At 67.3% G+C, this 21,056-nt stretch carries 19 protein-coding genes and 2 riboswitches; all 19 genes read left to right on the top strand.

Annotation, left to right across the window (positions count from 1 at the left end):
* The first annotated feature begins 5 nt into the window (after positions 1–5).
* The 19 genes from murG to FG95_RS05690 all read left to right on the top strand — a co-directional run bounded on the left by murG (position 6) and on the right by FG95_RS05690 (position 20,918).
* Positions 6–1,190 (top strand): undecaprenyldiphospho-muramoylpentapeptide beta-N-acetylglucosaminyltransferase, encoded by a 1,185-nt coding sequence (gene murG / locus FG95_RS05600; protein ID WP_037554584.1) that lies wholly within the window; start codon positions 6–8, stop codon positions 1,188–1,190.
* Positions 1,190–2,620: a UDP-N-acetylmuramate--L-alanine ligase gene (gene murC, locus FG95_RS05605; RefSeq protein ID WP_037554585.1), complete on the top strand. Its 1,431-nt coding sequence runs from the start codon at positions 1,190–1,192 to the stop codon at positions 2,618–2,620. The genes murG and murC overlap by 1 nt, the downstream gene beginning before the upstream one ends.
* Positions 2,617–3,516 carry a UDP-N-acetylmuramate dehydrogenase gene (gene murB / locus FG95_RS05610; RefSeq protein WP_037554586.1) on the top strand — a complete coding sequence of 300 codons (900 nt, stop codon included), beginning with the start codon at positions 2,617–2,619 and terminating at the stop codon, positions 3,514–3,516. Before murC ends, murB begins: the two co-directional genes overlap by 4 nt.
* Positions 3,513–4,439, top strand: a complete 927-nt coding sequence (locus FG95_RS05615; RefSeq protein WP_037554587.1) for a D-alanine--D-alanine ligase — start codon at positions 3,513–3,515, stop codon at positions 4,437–4,439. The genes murB and FG95_RS05615 overlap by 4 nt, the downstream gene beginning before the upstream one ends.
* Positions 4,436–5,374: a cell division protein FtsQ/DivIB gene (locus FG95_RS05620; protein ID WP_037554588.1), complete on the top strand. Its 939-nt coding sequence runs from the start codon at positions 4,436–4,438 to the stop codon at positions 5,372–5,374. Before FG95_RS05615 ends, FG95_RS05620 begins: the two co-directional genes overlap by 4 nt.
* A 3-nt stretch (positions 5,375–5,377) precedes the next feature.
* Positions 5,378–6,634: a cell division protein FtsA gene (gene ftsA / locus FG95_RS05625; RefSeq protein ID WP_037554589.1), complete on the top strand. Its 1,257-nt coding sequence runs from the start codon at positions 5,378–5,380 to the stop codon at positions 6,632–6,634.
* A gap of 153 nt (positions 6,635–6,787) precedes the next feature.
* Positions 6,788–8,239 (top strand): cell division protein FtsZ, encoded by a 1,452-nt coding sequence (gene ftsZ, locus FG95_RS05630; protein ID WP_037554778.1) that lies wholly within the window; start codon positions 6,788–6,790, stop codon positions 8,237–8,239.
* Positions 8,240–8,299: 60 nt separating this feature from the next.
* Positions 8,300–10,039, top strand: a complete 1,740-nt coding sequence (locus tag FG95_RS05635) for a tetratricopeptide repeat protein (RefSeq protein WP_037554590.1) — start codon at positions 8,300–8,302, stop codon at positions 10,037–10,039.
* Positions 10,040–10,193: 154 nt separating this feature from the next.
* Complete coding sequence (locus tag FG95_RS05640) at positions 10,194–11,369, top strand: deoxyguanosinetriphosphate triphosphohydrolase (RefSeq protein ID WP_037554591.1); 1,176 nt, start codon at positions 10,194–10,196, stop codon at positions 11,367–11,369.
* A 126-nt stretch (positions 11,370–11,495) separates the two neighbouring features.
* Positions 11,496–12,149 (top strand): NAD-dependent dehydratase, encoded by a 654-nt coding sequence (locus FG95_RS05645; RefSeq protein WP_327195723.1) that lies wholly within the window; start codon positions 11,496–11,498, stop codon positions 12,147–12,149.
* A gap of 58 nt (positions 12,150–12,207) precedes the next feature.
* Positions 12,208–12,298: riboswitch (glycine riboswitch) on the top strand.
* Positions 12,299–12,407: riboswitch (glycine riboswitch) on the top strand.
* Between the two features lie 52 nt (positions 12,408–12,459).
* Positions 12,460–13,584: a glycine cleavage system aminomethyltransferase GcvT gene (gene gcvT, locus FG95_RS05650; RefSeq protein ID WP_081933032.1), complete on the top strand. Its 1,125-nt coding sequence runs from the start codon at positions 12,460–12,462 to the stop codon at positions 13,582–13,584.
* Between the two features lie 3 nt (positions 13,585–13,587).
* Positions 13,588–13,959: a glycine cleavage system protein GcvH gene (gene gcvH / locus FG95_RS05655; protein WP_037554592.1), complete on the top strand. Its 372-nt coding sequence runs from the start codon at positions 13,588–13,590 to the stop codon at positions 13,957–13,959.
* A 39-nt stretch (positions 13,960–13,998) separates the two neighbouring features.
* Positions 13,999–14,805, top strand: a complete 807-nt coding sequence (locus FG95_RS05660) for a glycosyltransferase family 2 protein (RefSeq protein ID WP_037554594.1) — start codon at positions 13,999–14,001, stop codon at positions 14,803–14,805.
* Between the two features lie 12 nt (positions 14,806–14,817).
* The gene (gcvPA, locus tag FG95_RS05665) at positions 14,818–16,176 is read left to right on the top strand and encodes an aminomethyl-transferring glycine dehydrogenase subunit GcvPA (RefSeq protein WP_037554595.1); all 1,359 of its coding nucleotides are present in this window, start codon (positions 14,818–14,820) and stop codon (positions 16,174–16,176) included.
* Positions 16,173–17,720, top strand: coding sequence for an aminomethyl-transferring glycine dehydrogenase subunit GcvPB (gene gcvPB, locus FG95_RS05670; protein ID WP_037554596.1), 1,548 nt, complete (start codon positions 16,173–16,175; stop codon positions 17,718–17,720). The genes gcvPA and gcvPB overlap by 4 nt, the downstream gene beginning before the upstream one ends.
* A gap of 142 nt (positions 17,721–17,862) precedes the next feature.
* Entirely contained in the window at positions 17,863–18,309 is a 447-nt protein-coding gene (locus tag FG95_RS05675; RefSeq protein ID WP_037554597.1) for an ABA4-like family protein, read from the top strand.
* The gene (locus FG95_RS05680; RefSeq protein ID WP_443027700.1) at positions 18,261–18,941 is read left to right on the top strand and encodes a DUF938 domain-containing protein; all 681 of its coding nucleotides are present in this window, start codon (positions 18,261–18,263) and stop codon (positions 18,939–18,941) included. Before FG95_RS05675 ends, FG95_RS05680 begins: the two co-directional genes overlap by 49 nt.
* A 103-nt stretch (positions 18,942–19,044) precedes the next feature.
* The gene (locus FG95_RS05685) at positions 19,045–20,604 is read left to right on the top strand and encodes a fatty acid--CoA ligase (RefSeq protein WP_037554598.1); all 1,560 of its coding nucleotides are present in this window, start codon (positions 19,045–19,047) and stop codon (positions 20,602–20,604) included.
* A gap of 71 nt (positions 20,605–20,675) precedes the next feature.
* Positions 20,676–20,918 carry a hypothetical protein gene (locus tag FG95_RS05690; RefSeq protein ID WP_052182127.1) on the top strand — a complete coding sequence of 81 codons (243 nt, stop codon included), beginning with the start codon at positions 20,676–20,678 and terminating at the stop codon, positions 20,916–20,918.
* Positions 20,919–21,056: the final 138 nt, after the last annotated feature.

A 21,056-nucleotide genomic window follows, 5' to 3' on the forward strand; every position in this document is an offset into this window, starting at 1 on the left:
CAAAAATGACCGCGACGCGCCACTTCCTTCTCGCCGCCGGCGGGACGGGAGGCCATATGCTGCCCGCCTACGCCCTCGCCGGCGAACTGATCGCGCGCGGCCACCGCGTCGCGCTGGTCAGCGACGACCGCGGGCTGAAGATCCCCGGCGCGCCCGCCGAGATGGAAACGCATGTGCTTCCCGCCGGCCGCGTCCACGGCGGCCCCGTCGGCTGGCTCAAGGCGGCGCTCGCGATCCGCAAGGGGCGCCGCTTGGCGATCGACCTGATCCGCGAGTTCGACCCTGCGGTCGTCGTCGGCTTCGGCGGCTATCCCTCGCTTCCCAGTCTGCTCGCGGCGGGTTCGACGAAGCGGCCGCGCGTGCTGCACGAGCAGAATGCCGTGCTCGGCCGCGTCAATCGCATGATGGCGCCGCGCGTCGACGCGGTGGCGGTCGCCTATCATAATATCCAGCGCTATCCCGCGGGGCACGAGCTCAAGAAACATATCACCGGCAATCCGGTGCGCGACGAGATCGTCGCGATCCGCGACGACGGTTTCCCGCCTTTGCCCGAGGACGGCATCTTCCGCCTGCTCGTCGTCGGGGGCAGCCTCGGCGCGACGGTGCTCAGCGAGGTCGTGCCCGCCGCGATCGCGATGCTGCCGCGCGCGCTGCTCGACCGGTTGCAGGTCGTGCAGCAATGCCGCGAGGATGATCTGGAAGCGGTGCGCGCCAAATATGCCGAACTCGGCGTCGCCGCCGAATGCGCGTCCTACATCAAGGATTTTCCCGATCGGCTGCGCTGGGCGCATATGGTCATCGCGCGCGCCGGGGCGTCGACCGTCGCCGAACTCGCCTGCGCCGGGCGCCCCGCTATCTTCGTCCCCTATCCGAGTGCGATGGACGATCATCAGACTTATAATGTCGTCGACCTGGTCGAAGCGGGCGGGGCGATCGCCTTTCAGCAGCCGGCCTTCACTCCCGCCGAGGTCGCGAAGCATATCCAGCGCATGGCGCTCGAACCCGGCGCGATCGAGGAAGCCGCCGAGCGCGCGGCAAGCTGCGGCCTGCCGAACGCGACGCGCGACCTCGCCGATCTTGTCGAATCGCTCGTCGCGCCGCCGATGATGGACGTGATCCGCGTCGGCGCGCCGTCGCGCAGCGCGGCGGTAGCTGGCGGCGTCGCCGCTACCCGCGCGGGAGACAAATGATGCGCGGCGTCGCGACCGATATCGGCACGATCCATTTCATCGGCATCGGCGGCATCGGCATGTCGGGCATCGCCGAGGTGATGCACAATCTCGGCTATCGGGTGCAGGGCAGCGACATCGCCGAATCCTATGTCGTCGAGGGCCTGCGCAAACGCGGCATCAAGGTCGCGATCGGCCATGAGGCCTCGAACGTCGATGGGGTCGCGGTGGTCGTCACCTCGACCGCGGTCAAGCGCGGCAACCCCGAGGTCGAAGCCGCGCTCGCGAGCCGCATCCCCATCGTCCGCCGCGCCGAGATGCTCGCCGAGCTGATGCGGCTCAAGTCGACCGTCGCCATCGCGGGCACGCATGGCAAGACGACGACGACCAGCCTCGTTGCGGCCTTGCTCGACGCGGGCGGGATCGACCCCACCGTGATCAACGGCGGCATCATCAATAATTATGGCTCGAACGCGCGTCTCGGCGCGTCGGACTGGATGGTGGTCGAGGCCGACGAGAGCGACGGTAGCTTCCTGCGCCTCGACGGGACGATCGCGGTCGTCACCAACATCGATCCCGAACATCTCGACCATTATGGCAGCTTCGACGCGATCAAGGATGCGTTCGTCGAGTTTATCGAGAATGTGCCCTTTTACGGCGCCGCGATGCTGTGCCTCGACCATCCCGAGGTGCAGGCGATCATCCCGCGCATCCGCGACCGCCGCATCATTACCTATGGCTTCTCCGCCCAAGCCGATGTGCGCGGCACCAATGTGACGCCGGGCCCCGACGGCAACCGCTTCGACGTCGTCGTGCGCGACCGCGACGGGAACAGCCGCACGATCGAAGGCATCCACCTGCCGATGTCGGGGCGCCATAATGTGCAGAATTCGCTCGCGGCCATTGCCGTCGCCCTGCACATGGGCGTTTCGGACGACAAGATTGTATCGGGCTTCAACGGCTTTGCCGGGGTCAAGCGGCGCTTCACCAAGGTCGGCGAGATTGCCGCGGGCGAGGGCGTCGTCACCGTCATCGACGATTATGCGCATCATCCCGTCGAGATCCGCGCGGTGCTGTCGGCTGCGCGCGAAGGCGTCGGTGCGGGGCGCGTCGTCGGCGTCGTCCAGCCGCACCGTTTCACGCGCCTTCGCGATCACATGGACGATTTCCAGCAGGCATTCAACGACGCCGATATCGTGCTCGCGCTGCCCGTTTACGCTGCCGGGGAGGCGCCGATTGACGGTGTATCGTCGGATGCGCTGGTCGAGGGCCTCCGCGATCGCGGTCATCGTCAAGCCAATGTCGTCGCTGACGCGGGGGCGTTGGCTTCCGCTATCGCCGCCAGCATCGCCGCAGGCGATCTCGGCGCAGGCGACAAGATCATCTGTCTCGGCGCGGGCGACATTACCAAGATGGCGGCGGGTTTAGCCGCTGCGGTCGAGGCAGCATGAGCGCCGCCGAAACCCTCCCTGCGGTGCGTGGCAAGCTGACGGCAAAAGCGCCGCTGGCGCCGCTGGTCTGGTTCAAGTCGGGCGGCCCCGCCGACTGGCTCTTCGAACCGAAGGACGCCGATGATCTCGCCGATTTCCTCCGCGACCTCGATCCCGCCGTGCCGGTTATGGCGCTCGGGCTCGGCTCGAACCTGATCGTCCGCGACGGCGGCTTTCCCGGCGTCGTCGTCCGGCTCGGCAAGGCGTTCGCGAAGGTCGAAGCCATCGACGCGACGAGCTTGCGCTGCGGTGGCGGCGCGTCGGGGATACTCGTCTCGTCGACCGCGCGCGATGCGGGGATCGCCGGCATGGAATTTCTGCGCTCGATCCCCGGCACGGTTGGCGGCTTCGTGCGGATGAACGGCGGCGCCTATGGCGGCGAGGTCAAGGACATATTGATCGACGCCGACGTCGTGCTGCGCTCGGGCGAGCGCCGGTCGCTGCCGCTCGCCGATTTGGGCTACACCTATCGCCACAGCGAATTGCCCGAAGGTGCGGTGGTGATCGGCGCGACCTTCCGCGGCCGTCCCGGCGAACCCGCTGCGATCCAGGCCGAAATGGACCGCATTTCGGCGAGCCGCGAGGCGTCGCAGCCGCTGCGTTCGAAGACCGGCGGCTCGACCTTCAAGAACCCCGACGGCAACAAGGCATGGCGACTCGTCGACGAGGCCGGCTGCCGCGGCTTCACCGTCGGCGGCGCGCAGGTCAGCGAAAAGCACACCAATTTCCTCATCAACACCGGTGAGGCGACGAGCGCCGACATCGAAGCGCTCGGCGAGGAAGTCCGCCGCCGGGTCAAGGCCAAGAGCGGCATCGAATTGCAATGGGAGATTCAGCGCGTGGGGAAGGCCAAGTGAGCCGGGGTCCGTGGCATGTCGCCGTCCTGATGGGCGGCTGGTCGGCCGAGCGCGAAGTGTCGCTGATGAGCGGCAACGGCGTCGCCGACGCCCTCGAAAGCCGCGGCCACAAGGTCACACGCATCGACATGGACCGCGACGTCGCGCTGCGGCTCGCCGAAGCGAAGCCCGATGTCGTGTTCAACGCGCTCCACGGCGTGCCGGGCGAGGACGGAACGGTGCAGGGCATGCTCGACTTGATGGGCCTCAAATATACCCATAGCGGGCTGGTCACTTCGGTGATCGCGATCGACAAGGAATTGACGAAACAGGCGCTCGTGCCGCATGGTATTCCCATGCCGACGGGGACGATGGTCGACAGCGAAAGCCTCTTTTCCATCGACCCCCTGCCGCGCCCCTATGTGCTGAAACCCGTCAACGAAGGCTCGTCGGTCGGGATTGCAATCGTCAAGGACGACAGCAATTACGGCAACCCGATCGCGCGCGATGCGGTGGGCCCCTGGCAGAAGTTCGACCGCCTGCTCGCCGAACCCTTCATCAAGGGGCGCGAGCTGACTGTTGCCGTACTTGCCGACACGCCGCTCGCGGTCACCGAATTGCGCGTGAAGTCGGGCTTCTACGACTATGACGCCAAATATACTCCGGGCCTCACCGAACACATCTGCCCCGCCGACGTTCCCGCCGACGTCGCGCAGCGGATGAAGGATCTGGCGCTGCAGTCGCATCGCCTGCTCGGCTGCAAGGGCGCGTCGCGCTCGGATTTCCGCTGGGATGACGAGCATGGCCTCGCGGGCATCTTCCTGCTCGAGGTCAACACCCAGCCCGGCATGACGCCGCTCAGCCTCGTGCCCGAACAGGGGCGCGCCGTCGGCATGGATTATGCCGAACTCGTCGAACGCATCGTGGGGGAAGCGCTCATATGAGCAAGACACAGATCAAGCGCGGGAAAGCACCGCCAAGGCGGCCCGCGCGCGCGCCGAAAAAGCGGCGCAAGATCCAGCAGTCGCGCCTCAACGCGATCATCAACGCGCTGCCGGTCAGCCCGCAGCGTCTGCAGCAGGTCGCCAACTGGACGATCGGGCTCAGCCTCTGCGCCGTCGTGGCGATCGCCGCGCACGCGACCGGCGTCACCGCGAAAGTCCACGAGGAATATGCGCAGGCGGTCGGCCGCGCGGGCTTTCAGGTCAAAAAGGTCGAGGTCGTCGGCGCCGACCGCATCGACCGGCTCAAACTCTATGACATCGCGCTCGCGCAGAAGGACCGCTCGATGGCCGCGGTCGATCTCGAGGATGTCCGCGCGGACCTCATGAAATATGGCTGGATCAAGGATGCGCGCGTGTCGCGACGCCTGCCCGACACGCTCGTCGTCGACATCGTCGAACGCACCCCGGCGGCGATCTGGCAGCACTCGGGCCGTCTGTCGCTGATCGACGACAAGGGCGTCGTGCTCGAGCCCGTCACCGTCGCGACGATGCCCGACCTGCCGCTCGTCATCGGCCCGCGCGCCAACCAGCGGTCGCAGGATCTCGCGCGCCTGCTCGCCGAGGCGAGCAGCCTCAAGGAATTGCTCGCCGGCGCGACCTGGGTCGGCAACCGCCGCTGGGACCTCCGCTTCCGCAGCGGCGAGACGCTGTCGCTGCCGGAAGGCGAGGCCGAAGCGAAAGCCGCGCTCGTCAAATTCGCGCATATGGACGGCGCCAACCGCCTGCTCGGCCGCGGCATCCTCCGCTTCGACATGCGCGACCCCGCGCGCTTCGTGCTCCGCCTGCCGCACGAGGGGCAGGTGGCGCCGGCGAAGCTCGACGACATGCGCGCCGCGGTCGATGCCGTCGCCGACGCGGCGGCGGAGAAGGGCTGAGCCATGGCGCCGCCGCGCATCGAAAAGATCATCACCGCGCTCGATGTCGGGTCGTGGAAGGTCTGCGCGTTGATCGCGGGGCAGACCGCCGACGGCAAGCTCCACGTCCTCGGCACCGGCCAGCGCGAGAGCCGCGGCGTCCAGCGCGGCTATGTCGCCGACATGGAACAGACCGAGCATGTCGTGCGCGAGGCGATCGAACAGGCCGAGCGCATCGCGGGCCTCAACATCGACGATGTCTGGGTCAGCTTCTCGGCGGGCAGTCTCTTGAGCGACGTCGCGCCGATCGAAAGCGAACTCGGCGGCCACCGGATCGAGCAGGAGGACGTCGACGATCTGCTCGCCGCGGGCCGCGCGGGCATCGATCCCGAGGGCCGCATGATCCTCCACGCCCAGCCCGCGCTCTACACGCTCGACGGGCTCAACGGGGTCAAGAACCCGATCGGCCTTCACGCCGACCGCCTCGGCGTCGATATCCACATCATCATGGCCGACGGCGCGCCGGTACGGAACCTCGAGGCGGCGGTGCGTCAGGCGCATCTCGACGTCAACGCGGTCGTCGCTTCGCCGATCGCCGCGGGGCTCGCCTGCCTGTCGGAGGAGGAGCGCGACCTCGGCGTCGCGCTCGTCGAGCTCGGCGCCGCAGTCACGACCGTTTCGCTCTACGCCGGGGGCATGCTCGTCGAAATGGCGTCGCTGCCCTTCGGCGCGAGCGACATCACCGACGACATCGCCTCGGCCTTCGGCATAAGGCGGAGCCAGGCGCAGCGCTTGCAAAGCTTCTACGGTTCGGCCTCGGCCAGTCCGCGCGACAATAACGAGATTATCGAACTCGAACCCGGCGCGCCTTCGGGCGGCGATTCCCCGCGCATCACGCGCGCGCAGCTCGTCGCGGTGATCCGCCAGCGGCTCGACGCGATGATGGGCGAGATCGGCCGGACCTTGAAGGACCTCCATTTCGTCGGCCCGATCGGGCGCCAGGTCGTGCTCGTCGGCGGCGGCGCCGACCTCAAGGGCATCGCCGACTATACGCAGGCCGCGCTCGGCCGCGCCGCGCGCGTCGGGCGACCGCGCGGCTTGCACGGCCTGCCCGATGCGCATGGCGGTCCCGCTTTCGCGACGCTCGCGGGTCTGGTTCTCTATGCCGCGTCGGACCCCGTCGACCTTCGCGACCTGCCGATGATGGCGCAGGATGTTTACAAGCCGACGGGGACCTCGATCCTCCACCGGCTGATGGCCGCATTGAAAAGCAGTTTTTAGGTGCTGCAAAGGCGAAAAGGTTAATTTTTTGGGTGATTCCGGCGTCACAATAGTGCAATGCGGTAACAGTTATCCGGGCGGCAGGACCACCGCCCGACGGGTCGCAAGGTGCAGGGAAGCGGCATCGGTTCGCCGCTGCAGGGAGATTATTTGATGAGCATCAATATTGGCCCGCCGCAGGTCGACGAGCTGAAGCCGCGCATCGCGGTGATCGGCGTCGGCGGCGCGGGCGGCAATGCCATCGCAAACATGATCGCGGCGCGCGTCGAGGGCGTCGATTTCGTCGTCGCGAACACTGACGCGCAGGCGCTTAACGCCTCGCCGGCCGAACGGCGCATCCAGCTGGGGACGCAGATCACCCAGGGACTGGGCGCGGGTTCGCGGCCCGAGGTCGGCCGCGCGGCGGCCGAGGAAAGCATCACGCAGGTCGAAGAGGCGCTCAACGGCGCGCATATGTGCTTCGTCGCGGCGGGCATGGGCGGCGGCACGGGCACCGGCGCGGCGCCGGTCATCGCGAAAGCGGCGCGCGACCGCGGCATCCTGACCGTCGGCGTCGTGACCAAGCCCTTCATGTTCGAAGGCTCGCGGCGGATGCGCTCGGCCGACGCCGGCATCGCCGAGCTGCAAGAGCATGTCGATACGCTCATCGTCATTCCGAACCAGAATCTCTTCCTCGTCGCCAACCCGAACACGACCTTCAAGGAAGCGTTCACCATGGCCGACGAGGTGCTTCAGCAGGGCGTGCGCGGCATCACCGACCTGATGGTCATGCCCGGCCTCATCAACCTCGACTTCGCCGACGTGCGCAGCGTGATGCGCGAGATGGGCAAGGCGATGATGGGCACCGGCGAAGCCGAAGGCGACGGCCGCGCGCTCGAAGCCGCCCAGAAAGCCATTGCCAACCCGCTGCTCGACGGCGTGTCGATGGCGGGCGCGAAGGGCGTCATCATCTCGATCACCGGCGGCGAGGACATGCGCCTGATGGAAGTCGACGAGGCCGCGAATCATATTCGCGAGCTGGTCGATCCCGACGCCAACATCATCTGGGGCAGCGCGTTCAACGACAGCCTCGACGGCAAGATTCGCGTTTCGGTCGTCGCGACGGGCATCGACGGCACGGGCGAAGCGGCGCAGGCCGCGCCCGCGACGCGCAGCTTCTCCTTCGCTCCCGCGCGCACCGCGGCGCCGGCACCGGTGGCCGAAGAGGTGGTCGAACCCGCGGTGCAGGAAGAACCCGTCGCCGAAGCGCCGGTCCAGCAGGACAACGACCCGGCACCGGGCTTCTCGCTCGGCGATGCCCCCGAACCCGAGGCTCCGGCCGCAGCGGAGGAAGAGCCGATGGAATTGTCGCAGGTCGCCGCGACCTATGACGATACCGCCGACGAACTGGTGCTCGACGCGCCCGAAGCTCCGGCGAGCGATTATCGTTCGGCGCCCGCAGCGGAAGCTCCTGCCGAAGCGCCGGCGCGCTCGGTCGGCGGCGGCACCCTGTTCGAGCGCATGTCGCGGCTCTCGCGCGGGGCATCGACCCCCGACGCCGAAGAGGGCGGCAAGGACGACGGGGTCGATATTCCGCGTTTTCTGGGACGGCAGAACAACCAGTAACGGGGCTATCGAGCGGCCGCCCGCCGGGCACGGCAGGCCGGAAATCGGGATGAGTTGCCCATGCGGCAGGTGAAATGGACGGCGAAGCCGGCGCGCGCGCGCTACCTTGTTCGCGCTCTCGGCGCGCTGTTGCTTGGAACCGCGACGCTCGGCCTGGTGCAGGCGCCCGCACTGGCTCAGGTGACGCCGCCGGACCCCGCGACGAAGGCGGCGATGGAAAAGCGCACGGCCGCGCGTAGCTTGCTGTCGTCGTCGCTCGCCCGCATCGCGGCGAACAGCAGCGACACGGCAGCGCTGCTCGATGCGGGGCGCGCGTCGATCGATCTCGAGGATTATCGCGCCGCGCTCGGTTTCCTCGTCCGTGCCGAACAGGCGCGCCCGCGCGACGGCACGATCAAGGCGGCGCTGGGATCGGCGATGGTCCATATGGAAAATCCGACGCGCGCGCTCGACTATTTCGGCGAGGCGCAGCTGATGGGTGCGCCCGAACGCCTGTTCCTCGCCGACCGCGGCCTCGCGCGCGACCTTCTGGGGCAACAGGATGCGGCGCAGCGCGACTATCAGCTCGCCCTGTCGATCGCGCCCAACGACGAACTGACGCGGCGCTATGCGCTGTCGCTCGGGATCAGCGGCGACGCCGATCGCGGAATCGCCATGCTGACCCCGCAACTGCGCGCGCAGGATCGCGGGGCTTGGCGGCTCCGCGCGATGATCCTCGCGATGAACGGCCGCGACAAGGAAGCGACCGAAATCGTCAATGCGACGATGCCGCCCGCGATGGCGCAAAATATCACCCCCTATCTGCTCCAGATGGACCGGCTCAATCCCGCGCAGCAGGCCGCGGCGGCGCACTTCGGCCGCTTCCCCAGCGGTCAACCCGGCCCGAAACGTGGGCCCGTGCAGGTCGCGGCCGCGACGCCGCCGGCCGGGGCGACGGGCAAACCGGCGGCCAACGACCGGCGGCGGCCCGCTGCGGCGGTGACGCCGACGCCCGCGCCGGTGCCTACCGCGCGCAAACCTGAGCCGGCACCGGCCGTGCGTTCACCCACGCCCACGCCCACGCCGCCGGCCGCCCGGCCGGTCGCCGAGCCGCCCGCTTCGGCGCGGGTGGAGGCCAGCCGCCCCGCTCCGGCGCCCGCGCGCCCCGCGGCGGCGCCCGAACCGGTCGGTGCGGCGGTCGACGCCGGAAAAGGACCGATCGGTCCCGGATTCTCGATCGCCGATATGGGCCGTTCGACCCCGGCCGCATCGCCGTCCGCGCCGGCTGCTTCTCCGGTCGCGACGAGTTCCGCCGCCGCGTCGGCCCCGCTCGCGTCGCTTGCCGAGATCGTCGGATCGATCGAAATCCCGGCCGAAGAGCTGAGTCGGCCGGACAATGCGATCGGCGCCGACACGCTCGCCATGCTGCTCGAAGACAAGCGCAAGGCCGAAGCGGCCGAAGCGGCGAAGCGCGAAAAGGAAGAGGCGGCCGCCAAGGCGAAGGCCGAAGCGGATGCCAAGGCGAAGGAAGAAGCCGCGAAGAAAAAGGCGAACCCCGCGCGCCTCTGGGTCCAGATCGCGACGGGCGCGAACCTCAAGGCGCTCGCCTTCGACTACAACCGCTTCGCCAAGCGCAACGCGGCGCTGTTCAAGGGCAAATCTGGGTCGACCGCCGAATGGGGCCAGACGCGGCGCCTGCTCGTGGGGCCCTTCTCCAACCGCAAGGCGGCGCAGGACTGGCTCGGCGACTATAAAAAGGCCGAAGGCGACGGCTTCCTCTTCGACAGCGAAATCGGCGAAATCGTAGAGCCGCTCAAGTGAGCGGGGCTGAAACGAACATAAATCCTCCCTGTGCCGAAGGCATGGGGAGGGGGACCGCCGCCGCAGGCGGTGGTGGAGGGGCGACGACGCGGCGCCATGGCCCCTCCGTCAGCGCTTCGCGCCGCCACCTCCCCATGCCTGCGGCACAGGGAGGATTTGCTTGATTTCCCATTGCGCCAGCGACCCCGCGCGCAGCCGCGGCCGCCTCCACCCCGAATCCGGCCGCGTCGTGCGCGGCCCACGCGACGATTTTCAGCGCGACCGCGACCGCATCATCCACTCGATCGCCTTCCGCCGCCTGCGCCACAAGACGCAGGTGTTCGTCGCGCCCGACGGCGATCATTACCGCGTCCGCCTGACCCACAGCATCGAGGTCGCGCAGATCGGCCGTGGTATCGCGCGCGCGCTCGGGCTCAACGAGGATTTGACCGAAGCCCTGTGTCTGGCGCACGACATCGGTCATCCGCCCTTCGGTCACGCGGGCGAGGATGCGCTCAAGGCCGCGATGGCGGCGCACGGCGGCTTCGACCACAACGGCCATACGCTGCGCACGCTCGCGCGCCTCGAATGTCCCTATCCGCTGTTCGACGGCATCAACCTGACGTGGGAAACATTGGAAGGGCTCGCCAAGCATAATGGCCCCGTCGCGAATCCCGGCTGGGCGCTCGCCGAAATCGACGGCGAGTTCGGGCTCGATCTCGCCAGCCATGCCAGCCTCGAGGCGCAGGTCGCGGCGATCGCCGACGATATCGCCTATGACAATCACGACATCGACGATGGCCTGCGCGCCGGGCTGCTCGACCTCGACCAGCTGATGGCGCAGCCCTTCGTTGCCGCCAATTACCATGCGGTCGAGGGGCGTTTCCCCGGCGCGCCGCGCGACCGGCTGCTGCGCGAACTCGTCCGCGATCAGATCGGCGTGATGGTCAACGACGTGATCGCCGCAACCGCCGCCAACGTGTCCGATGCCGGCGTCGCGAGCGCCGATGAGGTCCGCGCTGCGGGGCGCACGCTCGGCGGCTTCTCGCCCGAACTCGCCGCCGCGGAACGCGAGCTTAAACGCTTCATGTACGCGAACCTCTATCACCACCCCGAACAGCTCGCCGCCGCCGAGGCCGCAAACCGGGTCGTCGCCGACCTCTTCGCCGCCTATGCCGCCGATCCCGCGCTGATGGGCGCCGACTGGGCGGCGCGGCTCCCCGGCGAAACCTGCGCGACAAACCGGCATATCGGTGATTATATCGCGGGCATGACCGACCGTTTCGCCATCGACCGCTACGCCGACATCTTCGGCCGCGACGCCGTGCCCCCGGCGCTGGCGCATGCCTGAAACTCCTCGTTTCCCCGAGCGAAGACGAGGGGCCCGTTCGAACGGAGCGAGAACTGCGCACCCGCGCTGCCTCGACTTCGCTCGGCATAGCCCCTCGTCTTCGCTCGGGGATACGGATCAGGTTTCATGAATATGTCGTCAATCCTCCTCGTCGGCGCGACCGGCATGGTCGGCCGCGCGGTGATCGCCCATTTCGGACCCGCACCCGTAACCGTCCTCGCGCGCCGCGCGGTCGAGGGGCTCGCACCGCATCACAAGGCGCTGGTCGCGCCATCCGAACGCTGGGGCGACATCATCGCCGCCGAACGGCCCGCCCTGCTCATCTCCTGCCTCGGCACCACGATCCGCCAAGCGGGGTCGCAGGCGGCGTTCCGCGCGGTCGATCACGACCTCGTGCTTGCCGCTGCGCGCGGGGCGAGGACGGGCGGCACGCCGCATATGATCGCGGTCAGCTCGGTCGGCGCCGCGGCGAAGAGCGGCAATTTCTACCTTCGCACCAAGGGCGAGACCGAGGACGACCTCAGCGCGCTCGGCTTCGACCGCCTAGACCTCATCCGCCCCGGCCTGCTCCGCGGCGACCGGCCGGGACCCCAGCGCCTCGCCGAAGGGCTCGCGACGATCGCCGCGCCGCTGACCGATGCGCTGCTCCACGGCGGCTTTCGCCGCTACCGCTCGATTTCGGGCGACAGCGTCGCCGCCGCGATCGTCGCGCTGGCCGGACAAAAGGGTTCGGGCGTGTATATCCACGAAAACGACGCGATCCGCGCGCTCGCCGATTGACTCCGCCGGGGCGCAGCGCCAAGGCTCGCGGCGTCTGTCGGTCCTGACAAGGGATTCGACCGGCCGCGCGGGAGAGCGCGGGGGCAACCCCGCCACCGAAGGAGCAACCGCCCCGGAAACTCTCAGGTCAAGCGGACCGCGCGGGCTGGAACGGACACTCTGGAAAGCGTTCCGGCCGATTCTGCCGGAACCACCGAAGGGGTAACTCCATGAAATCATGGAGGAAAACTCTCAGGTTCCCGTGACAGAGGGGGCATGGCACAGGGCGGCACCCGGCCGCGCCTTGCCGTGTCAACGACGGGAGTGCGATATGCGCGAAGATGAAGAAATTCCGATCGAAACGGCCACCCTGCCGCTCGACGCCTGGCACCGCGCGAAGGGCGGCCGCATGGTCGAATTCGCCGGATACTGGATGCCGATCCAGTATGAAGGCATCATGGCCGAACATCTCTGGACGCGCGAAAATGCCGGCCTGTTCGACGTCAGCCACATGGGGCAGCTCTCACTCTCGGGCGACGGCGTCGCCGAAGCGCTCGAAACGCTCGTCCCCGGCGATATTTCGGCGCTGAAACCCGGCCGGATGCGCTACTCGCTGCTGCTCGATGAAGACGGCGGCATTCTCGACGACCTGATGATCACCAACGAGGGCGATCAATATGGCATCGTCGTCAACGGCGCGGTGAAATGGGAGGATATCGGCCATCTCCGCGAAAATCTGCCCGATCATATCACTCTCAATCACAATGAGGATTATGGCCTGCTCGCGCTGCAGGGACCCAAAGCGGTCGATGCGCTCGTACGGCTGATGCCCGAAGCGGCCAATCTCGTTTTCATGCAGGCGACCCGCGCGACCTGGCAGGGCCATGCGATCGGCCTCAGCCGCTCGGGCTACACCGGCGAGGATGGCTTCGAGATTTCGTTGCCCAACGAGGCACTTGAAGCCTTTGCCGACGCGCTCTGCGCGATGGAAGAGGTCAAGCCGATCGGCCTCGGCGCACGCGATTCGCTGCGGCTCGAAGCGGGCCTGCCGCTTTACGGGCATGACCTAAGCCCGGAGATCGACCCCGCCGAAGCCGATCTCGGCTTCGCGGTCAGCAAGCGCCGCCGCGAGGAGGAGAATTTCCCCGGCGCCGCGCGCATCCTCGGCCATCTCGAGGACGGCCCGCCCCGCAAGCGCGTCGGCCTGACCGTCGATGGAAAGCTGCCGGTGCGTGAGGGCGCCAAGCTGTTCGACGGCGAGGATGAAATCGGCGTCGTGACCTCGGGCGGTTTTGCGCCCAGCGTCGGCGCGCCGATCGCGATGGGCTTTGTTCCGACGGGCCTGTCCGAGCCGGGCGCCGCGATCGCCGCCGAAGTGCGCGGCAAGCTGGTCCATTGCACCGTCACCGCCATGCCATTCATTCCGCACCGCTATGTGCGCAAACAGGGAGCCTGATCGATGCCGCGTTATTACACCGAAGAACATGAATGGATCGACGTCGACGGCGACGTCGCGACGGTCGGCATCACCGACTTTGCGCAGGGCCAGCTCGGCGACATCGTCTTCGTCGAGGTTCCCGACACCGGCGCCGAACTGACCGCGGGCGGCGACGCCGCGGTGGTCGAATCGGTGAAGGCCGCCAGCGACGTCTATGCTCCCGTCGACGGCACCGTGACCGAAGGCAATGGCCAGCTCGAGGAAGACCCCGCGCTCGTCAATTCGGACCCCGAAGGCGAAGGCTGGTTCTTTCGCATGACGCTGTCCGACAAGGGCCAGCTCGATGGCCTGATGGACGCGAAGGCCTATAAGGCCTTCTGCGACGCCCTGTAACCGATCGCCCCTCCCGCGGGCGGGAGGGGGAGGGATGCGATGACCGACGCCGCGCCAGCCAATTGCCGCCTGATGGTGGCGACGCCGATCTATGACGGCGCGCAGGGCACCTATGTCCGCGCGGCGCTGGGTCTCGCGTTGGCGGCGCAGGCAGAGGGTGTGCCGGTGCGGTTCGAATTCATCCTCCACGAAGCGCAAATCCACCGCGCGCGCAGCCTGCTCGCCGACCTGTTCGTGCAGAGCGATTGCAGTCATCTGCTGTTCGTCGATGCCGATATCGACTTTGCCGCCGCCGATATTTTTTCGATGATCGAGGCGATGGCGGGACGGCCCGACTGCGCCATTCTCGGGGCCGCGGTGCCGCGCCGCACGGTCAACTGGCCGCAGGTCGCGCGCGCTGCGGAGCGCGGATTGGGAAAGGACAATGCGGCCGATCTTGCCCGATATGCCGGTGATTTCGCATTGAGCTTCCTGCAAGCCGATCAGCGCTTCGCGCTGACCGACCTCGTCGAGCTGTCGCAGCTCGGCACCGGGCTGATGCTGATCCGCCGCGATGTCGTCGAAACGCTTTGCGCGCGGCACCCTGAACTCGCTTTCCGCACCGATGCGCGGGACCGGCAGGGGACGGGGGTGCGTGAGAGCGTCCACGCGCTCTTCCTGCCAGAGATCGATGGCGGCAGCGGCCTGATGCTGTCGGAAGACTATGCCTTCTGCCACCGCGCGCGCGATGCGGGCTTTCGTATCTGGCTCGCCCCTTGGGTGCGCACGACACACAGCGGCCCCGCCGCCTTTCGCGGATCGCTCGCCGATCTCGCGCCGCTTTTTGCTTCTTCTTCCGATACCTGACCGGAGTATTTCATGCGTTATCTCCCTCTCACTCCCGATGACCGCGCGGCGATGCTTGCGGCGGTCGGCGCGTCGTCGATCGACGACCTATTCGCCGATGTGCCCGCCGAGGCGCGGCTCGATGGTCCGATCGAAGGCCTGCCGATGCACGCGAGCGAACTCGCGGTCGAACGTCATATGGCGGCGCTCGCGCGACAGAATCGCGCCGCGGGCGACGGGCCTTTCTTTCTCGGCGCGGGCGCCTATCGCCACCATGTTCCCGCCAGCGTCGATCATCTGATCCAGCGCGGCGAGTTTCTCACCGCCTACACGCCCTATCAGCCCGAAATCGCACAGGGCACGCTGCAGATGCTGTTCGAATTCCAGTCGCAGGTCGCGCGGCTGCTCGGCACCGATGTTGCCAATGCGTCGATGTACGACGGTTCGACCGCCTGCTGGGAAGCGATCGTCATGGCGCGCCGCATCACGAAGCGCAGCAAGGCGCTGCTTTCGAACGGCCTCCACCCGCATTACCGCAGCGTCGCGCGCACGATGGCGAAATATACCGGCGATGTGCTGGTCGACGGCGACCCCAGCCTCGAAGCAGGAACCGACTGGGCCGCGCTCGCGGATAGCGTCGACAAGGAGGTGAGTTGCGTCGTCGTCCAATATCCCGACATCCTCGGCCGCATCGACGACATGACGAAGCTCGCCGAAGCTTGCCAGGCGGCGGGTGCGCTGCTGATCGCGGTTGTCACCGAACCCGTCGCGCTGGGCCTTATCAAGTCGCCGGGCGAAATGGGCGCCGACATCGTCGTGGGCGAAGGGCAGGCGATCGGCGTCGGGCTGCAATTCGGTGGGCCTTATGTCGGCCTGTTCGCCTGCAAATCGAAATATGTCCGCCAGATGCCCGGCCGCCTCTGCGGCGAGACGGTCGATGCGAATGGAAAGCGCGGTTTCGTGCTCACCCTGTCGACCCGCGAGCAGCATATCCGTCGCGAGAAAGCGACGAGCAATATCTGCACCAACGCAGGGCTTTGCGCGCTGGCCTTCAGCATTCACATGACCCTGCTCGGTGAAGCCGGCCTCCGCCAGCTTGCCGCGATCAACCATGGCCGCGCGCAGGCGGCCGCCGCGGAGCTGGCGAAGGTGCCGGGCGTGTCGGTGATGAACGACAGTTTCTTCAACGAATTCACGTTGCGGCTGCCCGCCGACGCGCGCGCGACAGTGCACAAGCTCGCCGAAAAGGGCGTGCTGGGCGGCGTGTCGCTCGGCCGTCTTTATCCCGAAAATGATGGCCTCGCGAACGGGCTGGTGGTCGCGGTGACCGAAACCGTGACCGAGGATGATATCGCCGCCTTTGCCGCGGCGCTGAAGGAGGTGCTCGCATGACCGCGCTCAACCGCGCCGGCTGGCGCCCCGAAATGAACGCCGCGGGCGGCGCCGACGACAATGTGACCTTCACCGGAAACCGTGCCTTGATGCTCGAGGAACCGCTGATTTTCGAAATCGGCTCGACCGATACCACCGGCGTCGATTTCGACGAGCCGGCGCCCGCCGCCGACCTCGGTTCGCTGATGCGCAGCGCTCCCATCGGCCTGCCGGGGCTGAGCGAGTCCGAAACGGTGCGCCACTATACGCGCCTGTCGCGGCAGAATTACGCGATCGATCTCGGCCTCTTCCCGCTCGGTAGCTGCACGATGAAGCATAACCCGCGCCTCAATGAAAAGGTCGCGCGGATGCCGGGCTTTGCCGACGTCCACCCGCTTCAGCCGCAGGAAACGGTGCAGGGCGCGTTGGCCGTGATCAACGAACTTGCCGTGTGGCTGATCAAGCTCACCGGCATGTATGGCGTCGCCATGTCGCCCAAGGCGGGCGCGCATGGCGAGCTTTGCGGCATCCTCTGTATCAAGGCGGCGATCGAGGCGCGCGGCGAGGATCGGCGCGTGCTGCTCGTCCCCGAAAGCGCACACGGCACCAACCCCGCCACCGCGGCGTTCGCGGGCTTCACGGTCGAGGATATTCCCGCGACTCCCGAGGGCCGCGTCGACCTCGCGGCGCTCAAGGCGCGCCTTGGCCCCGACGTCGCGGGGGTGATGATCACCAATCCCAATACCTGCGGCCTGTTCGAGCGCGACATGAAGGCGATTTCGGACGCGGTGCACGCGGCGGGCGGCTATGTCTATTGCGACGGCGCGAACTTCAACGCGATCGTCGGCCGCGTGCGTCCGGGCGACCTCGGCATCGACGCGATGCACATCAACCTGCACAAGACCTTCTCGACCCCGCACGGCGGCGGCGGTCCGGGTTCGGGGCCGGTCGTGCTGTCGGAGGCGCTGTCGCCGTACGGCCCGATCCCCTATTCCGCGCGCTACGCCGACGGCTCGTTCAAGCTGGTCGAAGAGGAGAGCGCGGGCGAGGAGCACCCCGATACCTTCGGCCGCATGACCGCCTTCCATGGCCAGATGGGCATGTTCACGCGCGCGCTGACCTATATCCTCAGCCACGGGGCCGACGGGCTGAAACAGGTCGCCGAGGATGCGGTGCTCAACGCGAACTATGTGCTGCGCAGCCTCGAGGACGTCCTCGACGCGCCCTTCGCTGGCTCGGGCCCGTGCATGCATGAGGCGCTGTTCAGCGACAAGGGCCTCGCCGAGGGCTTCTCGACGCTCGATATCGCCAAGGGGCTGATCGACGAGGGCTATCACCCGATGACGGTCTATTTCCCGCTCGTCGTCCATGGCGCGATGCTCGTCGAACCGACCGAGACCGAGTCGAAGGCGGTGCTCGACCAGTTCATCGGCGCGCTGCGCAGCATCGCGATGCGCGCGAAGAATGGCGATCCCGCGCTCAAATCGGCGCCGCATTTCGCGCCCCGCGCGCGGCTCGATGAGACGCTCGCGGCGCGGAGGCCGATGCTGGCGTGGGAAGGATGAATAGAGGCCATTCAAGCGGCCGGCGCGGATTGAGCTAATCTAGCTTTAACCGTCATCGCGGCGTAGGCCGGATCTCATCAGGGAGTTGGTTCCCAACGGCGAGATCCCGGCCTGCGCCGGGATGACGGAGAAGAGGGTGCATATGAGCTGGGAGAGCTTGTTTCTGCTAGCAAATTATTGGGCTTTCGCCGGCTGGATCGCGCTGGCCTTCCTCCCGCGCGGGCCCAAGATTCTCGCGGCGATCCTCTATGTCGGCGTGTTCCTGCTCTGTCTGGTCTACACCGTCTTGATCGTCGGCTTCCTTACCGGCGGGATCGATGCGGGTGGGCCGGGCGGCGGCGATTTCACGACGCTGAAGGGCGTGATGAAATTATTCGACAGCCCGGGCGGGGCGACTATGGGGTGGATCCATTATCTGGCGTTCGACCTGTTCACCGGCATGTGGATTGCGCGCGACGCCGACCAGAAGGGCTTCAGCCGCGTCGTGCAATTCCCCTTCCTGTTTCTGACGCTGATGGCCGGTCCGGTCGGGCTCTTCGCATGGCTGATCGTGCGCGAGCGTCGCGCGCGGGCGCAGGCGAAACGGTGATGCCGCAGCCCTGGATGCCCGGCGACGGTGGTGAAGCCGACAAGCGCCACGCCCCCGCGACGCTCCGTAACCGCGAGGCCATCGCCGCGGTGCTCGCCGACTGGTTGCCACCGGCGGGGAGTGTGATCGAGGGCGCGAGCGGATCGGGCGAGCATGTGATCCATTTCGCCGCGGCTTTCCCGCATCTGCATTGGCAGCCGAGCGATCCCGCCCCCGCCGGTCTGGTGTCGATCGCGGCATGGCGCGCCGAGGCCGGGCTTTCCAATGTCGCGCCGCCGCTGGCGCTCGACGCTTCGGCATCGGGCTGGCCGGTCGACCGTGCCGATGCGATCCTCTGCATCAACATGGTCCATATCAGCCCGTGGGAAGCGACGCTCGGCCTGCTCGCTGGAGCCGCGCGATTGCTCGCGCCCGGCGCGCCGCTGATCCTCTACGGTCCCTACATCGAAGCGGATGTGCCGACCGCGGCGAGCAATCTCGACTTCGACGCCAATCTGCGCACGCGCGATCCGGCATGGGGGCTGCGCGATATCGATGCGGTCAAGGCGGCCGCCCGCGACGCGGGGCTCGCCTTCATCGAGCGCCGCGCGATGCCCGCCAACAATCTGATGCTGCTCTTCCGCCGCACCTGACGGACCTGACAGGGTCGGCCGATCGGCGCTTTACCTCGCCGGCAGAACCGTTAGCTTTCTCATCAATTGCGCGCAAACGACGCGATTCGAGGAGAGAGAGGCGATGGGCCGCGACGTTTCGGAGCTGTTTACGTTCGACGAATTCCTGACCCATTGGGCCGCCGAGCGTCCCGAGCGGGTGGCGATGCGCGAAGAGGACCGCGTCTATTCCTACGCCGAACTCGACGACCTGACGGCGCGCGCCGCCTCGGCGCTGATCGCGGCGGGGCTGAAAAAGGGCGACCGCATCGCGTGGATCGGCAAGAACAGCGATCTTTACTTCACCCTTTTTTATGGCGCGGCGCGCGCGGGCATCGTGATGGCGCCGATCGGCTGGCGCCTGTCGCCGGCCGAATGGGCGTTCATCGTCAATGACACGCAGGCGAAGATCGTCCTCGCCGGGCCGGGGTTCGAGGGATTGGCCGACCAACTCGCGGGCAAGCTCGCGAACGATCCGGCGATCATGAGTGCCGCCGACGCATGGGTGATGATCGAGGGCGCGGCGCGCACGCCCTTCGAACCGTCGGGCGCCAACGATGCGGTGCTCCAGCTCTATACTTCGGGCACCACCGGCAATCCCAAGGGCGCGGTGCTGTCGAACCGCAACCTCTTCGCGCTGCGCAAACATTCGAGCACCCTCGACATGCCCTACACCAAATGGGAGGATGACGAGGCGGTGCTGGTCGCGATGCCATGCGCGCATATCGGCGGCACCGGGCTCGGCATCATGGCGCTCGCGGCGGGGCTTCCCGGCGTCATCCTCGCCGAATTCAATCCCGACGGCGTGTTCGACGCGGTCGAACAGCATGGCGTCACGCGCTTCTTCATGGTGCCCGCGGCGCTTCAGATGCTGCTGATGCACCCGCGCTGCGCCAGCGTCGATTACAGCCGCCTCAAATATATCCTCTATGGCGCCGCGCCGATCCCGCTCGAACTGCTGCGCCAGTGCATCCAGGTTTTCGGCGCGCAATTCATTCAGGCTTACGGGATGACCGAGACGACGGGCACCATCTCGATGCTGCCGCCCGAGGATCATGATCCGGCCGGCAATGCGCGGATGCGCTCGGCGGGCAAGGCGCTTCCCGGGGTCGAGATTGTCATCCTCGGACCGGACGGCCAGCCGGTTTCGACAGGCGAGGTCGGCGAAGTCGTGACACGATCGTCGAACAATATGCTCGGATACTGGAACCTGCCCGACGCGACCGCGAAGACGATGACCGACGACGGCTGGATCCGCACCGGCGACGCGGGTTACCTCGACGCCGACGGCTATCTGTTCATCCACGACCGGATGAAGGACATGATCATCACCGGCGGCGAGAATGTCTATCCGGCCGAGGTCGAAAGCGCGATTTTCGGCCATCCCGCGGTGCAGGAAGTTGCGGTGATCGGCATCCCCGACGCGAAATGGGGCGAGACGGTGAAGGCGGTCGTTGTGGCCAAGCCCGGTGCCAGCGTCGAGGAAGCCGATATCATCGCCTGGGCGCGCGAGCGCATCGCCCCCTTCAAATGCCCGCGCAGCATCGACCTGATCGATGCGTTGCCGCGCAACGCCAGCGGCAAGATTTTGCGAAAAGACCTGCGCGCGCCCTATTGGGAAGGCTATGAGCGGATGGTGAACTGAGCGCCAAGCCGCTCGTCGTGGTGCCGGTGGACGTCCGGCAGGTTCATTTCCTCAGTGCTTAGCGCGCAACGATGGAATGGGTGATCGACTTTTACCGTCCGCTGAGTGCCGCGCTCGGCATGAGCACGGGCGCCTCGGACAGTCTGCTGCATGTGCATGGCGGCATGGTCGTCCTGTTTCTCGCTCGCATCGTAACCCGGCGTTCGCTCGCGACGTGGACGCCGTTTCTGTTCGTTCTGGCGGCGGCAGTTGCGAAAGAAGCGGCCGATCGCGTGGCGCATGGCGGATGCCCGACAGCGCTTTCGATGTGCTGAGCACGATATTCTGGCCATTGTCCTGATGGTCGGACTGCGATGGCGTCGGGCGCATCCCGACAAGCGCTAGTTTGGGGCAGGGCAATGGCCTGCGTGAAAATATGAAAGCCAACCTTCCCGCCGTCCCATAAATTGGGC

It is taken from the genome of Sphingopyxis sp. LC363, from assembly GCF_000756385.1.
Lineage (GTDB): Bacteria > Pseudomonadota > Alphaproteobacteria > Sphingomonadales > Sphingomonadaceae > Sphingopyxis.